This window comes from Accumulibacter sp., assembly GCF_023806625.1.
Taxonomy (GTDB): domain Bacteria; phylum Pseudomonadota; class Gammaproteobacteria; order Burkholderiales; family Rhodocyclaceae; genus Accumulibacter.
This window is the reverse complement of the sequence record NZ_JAMTDX010000089.1, coordinates 1-12,409: the sequence shown is the minus strand read 5'-3', so window position 1 is coordinate 12,409 and position 12,409 is coordinate 1. Positions and strand designations below refer to the sequence as shown.

The 12,409-nt window shown below is 68.3% G+C and carries 10 protein-coding genes; 5 read left to right on the top strand and 5 right to left on the bottom strand.

The genetic code is table 11. The annotated features are described in order from the left end of the window. Window positions 1-863: 863 nt before the first annotated feature. Window positions 864-2,732, bottom strand: a complete 1,869-nt coding sequence (locus tag NFW05_RS14365; RefSeq protein WP_295308268.1) for a dynamin family protein — start codon at window positions 2,730-2,732, stop codon at window positions 864-866. A 102-nt stretch (window positions 2,733-2,834) separates the two neighbouring features. Next, entirely contained in the window at window positions 2,835-3,662 is an 828-nt protein-coding gene (gene mutM / locus NFW05_RS14360; protein WP_295308265.1) for a bifunctional DNA-formamidopyrimidine glycosylase/DNA-(apurinic or apyrimidinic site) lyase, read from the bottom strand. A gap of 95 nt (window positions 3,663-3,757) precedes the next feature. On the opposite strand from mutM, the gene NFW05_RS14355 reads away from it, so the two are divergent. The 5 genes from NFW05_RS14355 (at window position 3,758) to rtcA (ending at window position 9,404) form a co-directional block, all read left to right on the top strand. Next, complete coding sequence (locus tag NFW05_RS14355; protein WP_295308261.1) at window positions 3,758-5,515, top strand: tetratricopeptide repeat protein; 1,758 nt, start codon at window positions 3,758-3,760, stop codon at window positions 5,513-5,515. 30 nt (window positions 5,516-5,545) lie between these two features. Next, window positions 5,546-6,163, top strand: coding sequence for a lipoprotein insertase outer membrane protein LolB (gene lolB / locus NFW05_RS14350; protein WP_295308258.1), 618 nt, complete (start codon window positions 5,546-5,548; stop codon window positions 6,161-6,163). Then, window positions 6,160-7,014, top strand: coding sequence for a 4-(cytidine 5'-diphospho)-2-C-methyl-D-erythritol kinase (gene ispE / locus NFW05_RS14345; RefSeq protein WP_295308255.1), 855 nt, complete (start codon window positions 6,160-6,162; stop codon window positions 7,012-7,014). Before lolB ends, ispE begins: the two co-directional genes overlap by 4 nt. An 85-nt stretch (window positions 7,015-7,099) precedes the next feature. Further along, on the top strand, window positions 7,100-8,335 hold the full coding sequence (locus NFW05_RS14340) for an RtcB family protein (RefSeq protein ID WP_295308253.1): 1,236 nt from the start codon (window positions 7,100-7,102) through the stop codon (window positions 8,333-8,335). Window positions 8,336-8,381: 46 nt separating this feature from the next. Next, the gene (gene rtcA, locus NFW05_RS14335) at window positions 8,382-9,404 is read left to right on the top strand and encodes an RNA 3'-terminal phosphate cyclase (RefSeq protein ID WP_295308250.1); all 1,023 of its coding nucleotides are present in this window, start codon (window positions 8,382-8,384) and stop codon (window positions 9,402-9,404) included. A gap of 135 nt (window positions 9,405-9,539) precedes the next feature. On the opposite strand, the gene dksA is transcribed toward rtcA, so the two are convergent. The 3 genes from dksA to NFW05_RS14320 form a co-directional block, all read right to left on the bottom strand. Continuing rightward, window positions 9,540-9,965, bottom strand: a complete 426-nt coding sequence (gene dksA / locus NFW05_RS14330; protein ID WP_295308247.1) for an RNA polymerase-binding protein DksA — start codon at window positions 9,963-9,965, stop codon at window positions 9,540-9,542. Window positions 9,966-10,273: 308 nt separating this feature from the next. Further along, window positions 10,274-10,909, bottom strand: a complete 636-nt coding sequence (locus tag NFW05_RS14325) for a PEP-CTERM sorting domain-containing protein (RefSeq protein WP_295308244.1) — start codon at window positions 10,907-10,909, stop codon at window positions 10,274-10,276. 772 nt (window positions 10,910-11,681) lie between these two features. Next, window positions 11,682-12,409 (bottom strand): aconitase family protein (locus NFW05_RS14320; RefSeq protein ID WP_295308241.1); only part of this gene is annotated, 728 nt, incomplete at its 5' end.

Genomic DNA, 12,409 nt, shown 5'->3' with positions numbered 1-12,409 from the left:
GCTGCTCGTCAGCAGGCATAGGCACGTCGCTACCTCGGGGGGCTTTCACGGTAACTCGGCAACCGCATTGCTGCCGTGAACTAATCCGCAAACGACGACTTTCGCCGGCCCCGGCTTCGCGCCTGGAGGACGACTCGATCCGGGCCTGACCAGCAGGAGCGCCGCGCGCTACGACAAAAGCATGGCTTGACCCGGATTGCCAGCGCATGTCATAGTCCGGCCCGGAGTTGATACCGCGTTGCTCCGCGCAGATCGAGAGTGAGAGGAGACCGACATTGGCAAAGAAGAAGGAGGGCAAGAAGGCCGCGAAGGCTGAAGCCCGGAAGCAAGACAGCGCCGCCAGCGAGACCATCGAGGGCCTGCAGAATCGCCTCGCCGCGCTCGAGGAACAGTTGGCCCAGCTGCAGCTCAAGGAAGGACCGCCCGGACCGCCGGGGGAAAGCGGACCGCAGGGACCTCAAGGGAAGGCCGGGCCGGCCGGACCGAAGGGGGATCCCGGGCCCACCGGACCGAAGGGGGATCCCGGGCCCAGCGGACCGAAAGGGGATCCCGGGCCCACCGGACCGCAGGGCGCCAAGGGATCGCCGGGACCCGCCGGGCCGCCGGGTGAGACCGGACCGGCCGGCCCGCAGGGGCCTGCCGGCGCGAAGGGACCAGCCGGCCCCGCCGGACCTCGGGGTCCTCAGGGAGGACCTGGCAGCGCCGGCTGACTGCCGGCTCGCCGGAACTTCGCGAGCATCGGCTCCGAGACCGGGGCCGGTCTCGCGAGCCGCGCCCGGACCAGGCTACCCGGTCGCCGGCTCGCCGACCGTCTGCCTGACCGTCTCGCGGAACTGGCCGCTGATCCGGTCGAGTCTGTCCAGCTACCCGACCAATCCCCGCTCGATGCGCGTCAGCTCGTCGATGCGCTCCTCGAGCGTATCCGTCGCCTGATGGATTCGCTTGATGCTCTCGAGCCGACGCTTGAGCTGGGTCCGGTGCTCGCGAATCTGGATCTCCAGTGGCGCCATGATCGCCTTGAGCCACGATTCGGCATCGCGATTGGCCCGCTCGAAGGTCTTGCGCACCTGGACGGCAACCTCCTCGAAGAAGCGCTGGGTGAGCTGGTTCTTTTCGTGCGTCAGCAACTGGAACATCGTGTTGACATGCGTATTGCACCAGCGGTCGAGACGATCGATGTCCTTTTCGTAGCGCGCGAGCGAGAAGCCGGCCGGTGCACCGAGTTTGAGCCCGTGCTCGATGGCGAACTTCTTGTGGATCGCTTCCATCATGCTCAGGATCTCGGTGACCTCGCCACCGGACTTGGCCAGGTTCTTTCGCGCGACCTCGAAGAAGTGCTTCATCGCCGAGGACAGCGTCGCCGAGAAGGTGGCATTGACCATCGCCTCGCGCGTCGAGTTGCTCAGCAGTCGCAGGGAATCGAGTCCGAGGTGCCCGAAAAGGTTGTTGCTGAGCTGCGAGAGGACGCTGCGTACCGCGTAGTAGCGCTGCAGGCCGCCTTCGAACTCCTCCTTCTCGGCGCGCACCTTGCCCATCATGTACTCGACGACGTTGCGGTTCTTGCCGCGCAACTCGATCAGTTCGGCGAGTTGTTCGCGCAGGCCGGTCAGGCGCGAGTCGAGGAGGCTGCGCGTCCGCTCCCGCCAGTCGAGAAACTCCGACTCGGCGGCCTGACGGACGATCTCCTGCTTGGCCGGAATCAGCTCCTCCGAGAGCGCGCGCTCGAGCCGGGAGAGCCGGCTGCGCTCGAGCAGTTCGGCGTCGCCGTTGATCTTGGCGACGAGCGCTTTCTGGGCGGAGACCGGGAAGACCTGCTCTTCCGGCAGTTCGAGCGTCGCCGCGCAGTCCGCGACCTGCCGGGCGATCTCCGCGTCGATCTCCTCGTCGGACCTCAGCTCGTCCCACAGACCGTCGATCTTGTTGAGAACGACCAGCCGTCCCTTGCGCCGCCCTTCGGGCAGCGCGATGTGCTCGCGCCAGACGGTCAGGTCGGACTGGGTGACTCCGGTGTCGGCGGCCAGGATGAAGAGCACCGCGTGAGCGTTCGGCAGCAGCGAGAGCGTCAGCTCGGGCTCGGTCCCGATGGCGTTCAAACCCGGGGTGTCGAGGATCACCAGCCCCTGCTGCAGCAGCGGATGCGGGAAGTTGATGATCGCGTGCCGCCAGCGCGGGATCTCGACCTTGCCTTCCTCGTCGATGCGGAAGGCCGTCGCATCCTCGCCGTCGACGGTGAAGCCGAGCCGACGGGCGACTTCGGGAGCCACCCGGATCACGTCGCTGACGTGACGCAGCGCGTCCTGCATCGCTTCGGCCGAATCGGGATCGATCGGCAGCGTCTGCCATTCCGCCGGGAAGCGCCGGTATTCGCCGACCCCGGCGTGCGATTCGCGGCTCTCGATCGGCAGCAGCGAGATCGACGGGTCCTTGCTGCGATCGAAGATCAGCTCGGTCGGACACATCGTCGTCCGCCCGGCGGTCGAGGGAAGGATGCGACTGCCGTAGCCGGCGAAAAAGATCGCGTTGATCAGTTCGGACTTGCCCCGCGAGAACTCGGCGACGAAAGCGACGTGCAGCCGATCCTCGCGCAGACTGTCGAGCAAGTGGGCGATCCGGCGGTCGATCTGGGCGTCGCCGAGGTCGTTCTGCACCAGCCAGTCGGCGAAGCTCTCGACGACTCCGGAAACCCGCGCTCGCCATTCGCTGTAGGCGGCAAGATGTTGGGCAAGCGTCATGGCAGCTTCGGGCACAAGAGAGAGGATTTCACTGTACCACAAGCCCCGCGCGGGACGATCGCGACGAGCCCGCGACGGCATCGTCGCCCCGGCTCCGCCGATTCAGCGCTGGCAACGCGGACAGTAGAATGTCGACCGCCCGGCCTGGCGGACGACGCGGACCGGCGCGGCACAACGCAGGCAGGGCTGGCCGGCGCGATCATACACCGCGCAGGACAACTGAAAGCAGCCCGCACCGCCGTCGCTATGCACGTAGTCGCGGACCGTGCTGCCGCCGGCGGCGATCGAAGCGCGGAGCGTCGAGCAGATCGCCTCGGCGAGGACGCGGTAGCGCTCGCGGCTGATCCGGTTGGCCGCGCGCAGTGGCGAGATTCCCGCCTGATGGAGGCTCTCGGCGGCGTAGATGTTGCCGATCCCGACGACCAGACGGCCGTCCATCAGCAAGGGCTTGATCGCCAGCCGGCGGCTGCGCGTCGCCGACCACAGCCAGTCGCCATCGAAGTCCCCGGACAGCGGCTCGAGGCCCAGGCAGGCCAGCGCCGGGTGGCTTTCGACGTCGTGCCCTTCGTGCCAGAGCAGTGCGCCGAAGCGGCGAGGGTCGCGCAGGCGCAGCACCGTTTCGGAGAAGATCAGGTCGACATGGTCGTGCCTGCGCGCCGGCGTAGCCGGTGGCACGAGCCGCAGACTTCCGGACATCCCGAGGTGGACGAGCAGCCAGCCACCGCCTCCGGCGCTCTCGCAGTCGAACAACAGATACTTGCCGCGGCGGGCGATGCCGCGCAGCTCGAGCCCGGCGAGGCGCGCCGCGAGGCCGCCGGGAATCTCGTGGCGCAGCCTCGGCGTGCGCACGACGACGCCGACGATCGTCCGCCCGCAGAGATGCGGCAGCAGCCCGAGGCGGCTGACTTCAACTTCGGGAAGTTCCGGCATTGCCGCTAACGTGAAAAGTCCATAACATGCGCGGACCGATTATGAGGCAAACCGATCGCGCGTATCCGCATCCGCGCGACGCCGGCAAAACGACGATGAAAGCAAAGCGAATCACCCTCCTCTGCGCAGCGCTGGCCCTGGCCCTTTCCGGACCGGCGTTGGCCGCCGGCGAAGCGGGCAAGGGCAAGGTCCACCGACCCGCCAGGGGCGAGCCGCGCCGCCCGGCGAACGAGCCGCTCGCTCGTCCAGCCAACGACCAGGATTACCAGGAACTCAGCGGACAGATCGTCTACCAGCTGCTGCTCGCCGAGGTGGCGCTGCAGCGCGGCAGGGTCGAGTTCTCCAGCCAGGCCTACGCCGACCTCGCGGTGCGCACCCGAGACCCCGGAATCATCGCCCGCGCCATCGAGATCGCCGGCCACGCCCGTCGGCTCGACCGGGTGATCGAACTCGCCCGACTGTGGATTCAGGTTCAGCCCGACTCGCAGCGCGCGCAGCAGGTCCTCGTCGGCGGCCTGATCATGTCCAACCAGCTCGACGGCCTGGCGCCAGAGCTGAGCCGCATGCTCGAGGCCGACCCGGCTTCGCTGCCGGCCAATCTTCTGGCGCTCAACCGGATGTTCGCGCGCAGCACCGACCGCCAGGCGGTCCTGCAGTTGATCAGCAAGGTCTGCGCGCCGTATGCCGGACTCGCCGAGGCGCATTACGCCATCGCCGTCGCCGCGGCAGCAGCCGGCGCCCACGACAGGGCGCTCGACGAAGTCCGCCAGGCGCTCGAACTGCGCCCCGACTGGGACGCGGCGGCGATCCTCGAAGCGCAGATTCGCGCGCAGAAATCGCCCGCCGATGCGATCGGCTCGCTACAGCGCTTCGTCGACCGCAATCCCAATTCGCGCGAAGCACGCCTTCAGCTGGCCCGGGCACTGGTCGGCGAGAAGCGCTACCCGGAAGCCAAGCGGCAGTTCGAACAACTGCTCGGCACGGATCCGAACAACCCCGACGTGGTCTTTCCGGTGGCGATTCTCGCGCTCCAGGAAAACGACACGGCGCTCGCCGAGAAGCAGCTCAAGCACCTGCTCACGCTCGACGTGCCCGACCGGAGTGCCGCGTACTACTACCTCGGGCAGATCGCCGAGGAGCGCAGGCAGGACGACGAGGCCGTCGCCAGTTACCTGAAGGTCGGACCGGGCGAGCACTACCTGCCGGCGCAGCTGCGCAGCGCGGCGATCACCGCCCGCTCGGGCAAACTCGACGAGGCGCTCAGACTGCTCCAGGAAGCGGCGACGAACAATCCCGAACTCGCCGTCCAGCTGCGCATCGCCGAGGCCACGCTGCTGCGCGATGCCAGGCAGACGGCCGCCGCGCTCGAACTCCTCGATCGCGAGCTCGCCCGTCAGCCGGACCAGCCGGACCTGCTCTACGAGTCGGCGCTGCTCGCCGAGAGGCTCGACCGGATCGAGGTCATGGAGACCCGTCTGCGCCGACTGATCGCTCTGCAGCCCGACAGCGCGCAGGCGTACAACGCGCTCGGGTACTCGTACGCCGACCGGAACGTTCGCCTCGCCGAAGCCCGCCAGCTGATCGAGAAGGCGCTGCAGCTGGCGCCCGACGATCCCTTCATCCTCGACAGCATGGGCTGGGTCCTCTATCGTCAGGGCGACCTCGACGGTGCGTTGCGTCATCTCCAGCGGGCCCTCAAGCAGCGGCCGGATCCGGAAATCGCCGCGCATACCGCCGAAGTGCTGTGGACGCTCGGGCGCCGGCACGAAGCGCAGAACGTCCTCGATGAGGCGCGCAAGAAGGATCCGACGAGCGAGATCCTGCTCGAGGCGGCGAAGAAGTTCGCTCCCTGAGCCGCGGCCGACTTCGTCAGCCGTCCGCCGATGAGTCCGTCGCCCGCCGCACTCCTGTCCACGGTGCTGCTGGTCGGCGTGCTCGCCGCCGGCGGCTGCGCCCCCCTGCCCGCCGCGCGACCCGAAGCACCGATCCCGGTGACGAGTCCCCGGGAAAGGCTCGACGCCTTTGCGCTGTCCGGCCGCTTCTCGCTGACCGCCGGAAACCGCAACCAGTCCGGACGGATCGACTGGCAGCACGACGAAAGCGGCGACACGCTGCTGATCTCGTCACCGTTCGGCCAGGCCGTCGCCGAGATCAGCGGCGACGCCAGCGGAGCACGGCTAGCGACCAGCGACGGCCGGACCGAGACGGCCGCGAGTACCGACGAGTTGCTGCAGTCGGTGCTCGACTCGCCTCCGCCGCTCGACCAGTTGATCGACTGGCTCGGCGGGCGCGCCGCTCCGGGATCGACGATCGCCGTCGACGGACATGGGCGGCCGCTGCGCGTCGCGCATCAAGACTGGCGGGTCGACTATGAATACGACAGCGAAGACCCCGGCGCACTGCCGGCCCGGGTCTTCGTCGAACGCGAGGGCGGATTCACGCTGCGGCTGCGCATCGACGAGTGGCAGAAGGCTTCGTCGCGCGAGGGCGATCGCCGATGAGCGACGCGGAATGGGACTGGGACAGCGTCTATCCGGCTCCGGCCAAGCTGAATCTCTTCCTGCACGTCGTCGGGCGGCGCAGCGACGGCTACCACCTGCTGCAGACCGTCTTCCGCCTGATCGACCGCGCCGACCGGATCCGCTTCGCGCCGCGCGAAGACGGCCAGATCCGCCTGCTCACCCCGCTCGCCGAAGTTCCCGCCGACGGCGACCTGACCGTCCGCGCGGCGCGCCTGCTGCAGACCGAAAGCGGCTGCCGCCGGGGAGCGGACATCGTCCTCGACAAGCGGCTGCCGCTCGGTGGAGGGCTCGGCGGGGGCAGCTCGGATGCGGCGACCGTGCTGCTCGCGCTCAACCACCTCTGGCGACTCGGTCTGGCGCGCGAGCGCCTGCAGCAGATCGGTCTCGCGCTCGGCGCCGACGTGCCGGTCTTCGTCTTCGGGCGCAACGCCTTTGCCGAGGGAATCGGCGAAGCGCTGCAGGCGGTCGAACTGCCGGCCTGCTGGTACGTCGTCCTCGAACCTCCGGTGGCCGTACCCACGGCGGCCATTTTCGGCGCACCCGAGCTCAGGCGCGATACCCCGCCGATCGCCGCCGGCTCCTGGCAGCCGGGGGTCGGCATCAACGATCTCGAGGCCGTCGCCTGCGCCCGCTTCCCGTCGATCGCCGAACACCTGGCCTGGCTCTCCCGGCATGCCCCGGCGCGGATGAGCGGATCGGGCGCCTGCGTCTTCGCCGGCTTCGCCCGCCGCGAAGAAGCCGACGACGTGCTGCGCCACCTGCCCGCCGGAATCAGCGGGTGGACGGCCGCAGGGCTCGACCGGCACCCGCTGCACGGCCTGGCCGCCTGACGGCGGGCACCCGGCCGAAGCGCGTCGGGCTGGCGTAAGATCCCGGCTGAAGCCGCGTTTCGCGTCGCCGCACGGGGAGAAGGGAATGGCCGAGACAGCCAGCGAATCGATCGAAGTCATCCGGGTCCCCGACGGGCGGCCGATCAAAATGTGGACCGAAGGCGTTCCCGTCGAAGAAGACGCGCGGCGCCAGCTGATCAACACCGCACGGATGCCGTTCATCTTCCGCCACCTCGCGGTGATGCCCGACGTCCATCTCGGCAAGGGATCGACGATCGGCAGCGTGATCCCGACTCGCGGCGCGATCATCCCGGCGGCGGTCGGCGTCGATATCGGCTGCGGGATGATCGCCACGCGGACGACGCTCAACGCTTCCGACCTGCCCGACGACCTGCATCCGCTGCGCACGGCGATCGAGCGGGCGATACCGCACGGCCGGACGATCGGCCGCGGCCGGCGCGACGCGGGAAGCTGGGAGAATCCGCCGGATCTGGTCAACGCGCTGTGGGCCGAACTGCTGCCCGGATTCAGGAGGATCGTCGACAAGTATCCGAAGCTCAGGGAGACCAACAACCACAAGCACCTCGGCACGCTCGGCACGGGCAACCACTTCATCGAGGTCTGCCTCGACGAGGCCGACCGCGTCTGGCTGATGCTCCACTCGGGCTCGCGCGGGGTCGGCAACGCCATCGGCAGCACGTTCATCGAGCTCGCGCAGGCCGACATGCGCCAGCACCTCGCCAACCTGCCCGACCGTGACCTCGCGTACATCGAGGAAGGCAGCGCCCACTTCTCGGACTACCTCGAAGCCGTCGGCTGGGCCCAGGACTACGCGCGAAAGAATCGCGCGGCGATGATGGTCGCGCTGATCGCAGCGGTGCGCAAGGTGATCCCGAAACCGTTCGCCGTCGACGTCGAAGCGGTCAACTGCCACCACAATTACGTCCAGAAGGAGAGGCACTTCGGCGAGGCGATCTACGTCACGCGCAAGGGAGCCGTTTCGGCGCGCAAGGACGAACTCGGGATCATCCCGGGATCGATGGGTGCGCGCAGCTACATCGTCCGCGGCCTCGGCAACGAGGAGTCGTTCTGCTCGTGCAGCCACGGTGCGGGGCGGACGATGAGCCGCAACGAAGCGCGGCGACGCTTCACGGTCGCCGACCAGGAGCGGGCGACGGCGCACGTCGAATGCCGCAAGGACAAGGAGGTGATCGACGAGATACCCATGGCCTACAAGGACATCGACGCGGTGATGCACGCCCAGCGCTCGCTCGTCGAAATCGTGCACACCCTGCGCCAGGTCGTCTGCGTCAAGGGCTGAACACGGCGATCGGTACGCGACGGCTGGAGCCGCGGCACGACTGCCGATGAAGATCATCACCCTCGACGGAACGCTCGGTGAGGGCGGCGGACAAATCCTGCGCAGCGCGCTGACGCTGTCGATGGTCACCGGCCAGGCCTTTCGCCTCGAGCGGATCCGCGCCCGGCGGCAGAAACCGGGGCTGCGCCGGCAGCACCTGACCGCCGTCGAGGCCGCGGCCGCGATCAGCTCGGCGCACGTCGAGGGCGCCGCGCCCGGGTCGCGTGACCTGCTCTTCGCGCCTGGACCGGTTCGCGGCGGCGACCATCGCTTCGCGATCGGCACCGCGGGCAGCTGCACACTCGTCCTGCAGACGATTCTGCCGGCGCTGTGGACCGCGAGCCGCGCGTCGACGGTCATCGTCAGCGGCGGCACGCACAATCCCGGCGCGCCGCCGGCCGACTTCCTGATTCGCGCCTGGCTGCCGGTCGTCCGCTCGATGGGCATCGAACTCGAGGTCGACCTGCTCCGGCACGGATTCTTCCCGGCCGGCGGCGGCGAACTGCGCGCCCGCGTCGTCCCGGGCCGGCCGAAAGCGATCGAGCTGATCGAGCGTGGCGCGTGTCGCGCCCGGCGCCTGCGGGCGATCGTCGCCGGAATACCCGAGCACGTCGCGCAGCGCGAGCTCGCGCAGTTCGCCCGCCGGATCGAGGGCTTCGCCGGCGAGGTCTGCGTGCTGCCGCCCGAAGAGGGTCCGGGCAACATCCTGCTCGCCGAAGTCGAGCACGAACGGGCCAGCGAAGTGTTCACCGGCTTCGGCGCACGCGGACTGCCGGCCGAGAAGGTCGCCGACCGCGTGGCCGCCGGTGTGCGCGCCTATCTTCACAGCCCGGCGGCGGTCGCCGAGCACCTCGCCGACCAGATCGTTCTGCCGATGGCTCTCGCCGGTGGCGGCCGATTCACGACCGTCGAGCCGTCGAGCCACCTGCTGACCAACCTCGCGGTCATCCGCAGCTTCCTCGAAATCGACACGTGTGTCGAGGCCGGGCACGGCCGATGGACCGTGCATGTCGGCCGACCCCAAGGCTGACCGGCCGACGACTCGCCCGCACGGGCGCTGGCGTCAGCGTCGGTCAGCGCCTCGACCACAGCCGATCGACAAGGAAAAGGACGCCGCAGCGTCCCTTCCTCATTCCCCTGGGCCCGGCCGGCTGGCCGTCGCGGCCTACTTGGCGATCTGCTTCTCGCGCACTTCCTCGAGCGTCTTGCAGTCGATGCACAGCGTCGCGGTCGGTCGCGCCTCGAGCCGCTTGACGCCGATCTCGACGCCGCATGCGGCGCAATAGCCGTAATCGCCGCTGTCGATCCGATCGATCGTTTCCTCGATCTTCTTGATCAGCTTGCGCTCGCGATCGCGGTTGCGCAGCTCGATGGCGATGTCGGTCTCCTGGCTCGCCCGATCGTTCGGGTCGGCAAACACTGTCGCCTCGTCCTTCATCGTGTGCACCGTGCGCTCGATGTCCTCGACGAGCTGCTGCTTCAGGGCTTCGAGAATGCCGCGGAAATGAGCGAGCTGCCCGCGGCTCATGTATTCCTCGCCCGGTTGCGGGACGTAAGGGGTAACCTGCCTGTACAGCAACTCGTCAGCCATGTTCGGAGATCCTGTCGGAATCTGAGGGAAAGGCGAGTAAATATCAGAAACGGCAGAGACTTGCAAGCAAGGCCGCGTCGGGCCGGCGAGCAGGCCAGGCGAAGCGGCCTCCGGCCACGCGGCCTGCCGGCCACCGGCGGGCTCGCCAGGCACTCCCGATCGATCCCTCCGGCGACACGCTCCCCGGTCTCCAGCCAGGCAGCCGTTGGCTGGACGGGCTCGGCGCGCGAAAAGGGGCGGCCAGGCCGCCCCTTTCTCGACTGACCGGCCGGCCCGCGAGGCGCGAACCGGCCTTCAGCTCACGCCTTTCAGTCGGCTGTCCGACGACGCCGGCTCAGGCCGAGGCCGCCGAGCGCCAGGCCGAGCAGAGCCAGGGTGGCCGGCTCGGGAGCCTCGACCACGCTGATGCGCACGACCATGTCCTGGTAGTCGTGGTCGCCGATACCGGGCAAGTCGGCAAGGGCCGCATAGACGGCCGAACCGCTCAACTCAAATGGTGCGGTCGCCAGATAGGGATCGACGCCGAGAAGATAGCCCGGGCTCGGGTTGTTCGGATCGTCCGGGTTCGGATTGTTGACGCCGTCGTTGATCAGTGTCACACCACTGCCGGTAATGAACGAGAACGGAATCAGACCGGCCGGCAGCGCGATGTCGTACTGGTTTTGGCCCAACGGCCCTCCGACCAGGAAGTTACAGGCTGGCACCGTGCCGGGCCCGACCGGGCACGGATACGTCAGACCGCCGTTGCTGTCCAGGAACATCAGATTATTGTTCAGCAGGAAGCGATTCTGAAAACCCGAATCGCCCGCGCCCATGAACTGGAACCTGACCGTCGCCGCTTCGCTGAGATTGAGATAGCCGTTATGCCAGCCGCCGACTCCCAAGGAGTTGTTGTAACTGGGGTCCGGAGCAAGGCCCGGGCCGTTGGTCGGCCAGCCGCCCAACTGTGACGGCGCGCCCGCCCCCGCCCGAGGTCGGGCTGGCCTGCTCGTGAGCCATGCTGCTGCAGACGACGAAGTGTTGCTCGTCGCCGTAGCGACTCCACGGTCACTGGAAGCGCTGAGGTTTGGGTTCCCTGCAGATGCGTCGGATCGTACCCGGGGCGCGAGGAACCGCCCGCGAATGTTCAGTTGGCGGCAGACAGGAAGCAACTCGGGATGCCGTCCGGATTGGACTTCGCGTTGTCCGGGCCGGCAGTGGACACGGGGGCCCTGCTGACCCTTTTGGTGACCGGGATCGGACGCGGCCTGTGCCGAGTTGAAGCGCGGCGCCGTCTGGATGGGGGACGATCTGCCACATGGCCGAGTTGGCGCTGCTGGCGACCGGCAACGGGGCCGCGACTCCGAGTTTGAGTTTGACGATTCTCGCCCCGTCGGGAAACCCGCCCAGCCAAGGCGAGCGGGCTTGATCCCAGGTCGGCAAGGACCTCCGACGGGATGAGCCATGACCATTCCTCGACCATGGCCATGGGCAGCTTCTCATGTTCGATCGATGCCTGCGCGGTGGTCTTTTCCGGGAGCACCCGGGCCAGATAACCGTAAGACTTGTCGACACCTCGGGCTCTCGGGAATGACCGGCGACGCGCAGGACGACGGTCGGAGGATTCCGCAGCGCGACCCCTCCCGGTCACCGCAGTCGCCCCCCGCCAAAAAAAGACCCCGGCCGGGCCGGAAGACTTCGGCCAGACCGGGGCGCGGGTGAGGCGCTGGAGCGCGATCAGACCTCGACGGTCTCGGCGACCTCGCTGAACTCGGCGATCTGGTCGAAGTTCATGTAGCGGTAGACGTCGGCGGCTCGCGCGTTGACCGCCTGCACCTGTTCGAGGTACTCGGCGGGCGTCGGGATCCGGCCCATCAGCGCGCAGACCGCGGCGAGTTCGGCCGAACCGAGATAGACCCGGGTGTCGATCCCCAGGCGGTTCGGGAAGTTGCGCGTCGAGGTCGACATCGCCGTGCTGCCCTTGCGGATCTGCGCCTGGTTGCCCATGCACAGCGAGCAGCCGGGCATTTCCATGCGCGCGCCGGTCTTGCCGAGGATGGCGTAGTAGCCTTCCTCGTTGAGGATCATGGCGTCCATCTTGGTCGGCGGGGCGATCCACAGGCGCGTCGGGATGTCGCTCTTGCCGTCGAGGACCTTGCCCGCGGCTCGGAAGTGACCGATGTTGGTCATGCACGAGCCGATGAACACCTCGTCGATCCTGTCGCCGGCGACTTCCGAGAGCGTCTTGACGTCGTCCGGGTCGTTCGGGCAGGCGACCAGCGGCTCGGTCACCTCGGCGAGATCGATCTCGATCACCGCCGCATACTCGGCACGGGGGTCAGCCCGCAGCAGCTGCGGATCGGCGATCCATGCTTCCATCGCCCTGATCCGCCGGGCGAGCGTCCGCGCATCCTGGTAGCCGTTGGCGATCATCCACTTCATCAGCGTGATGTTCGAGCGCATGT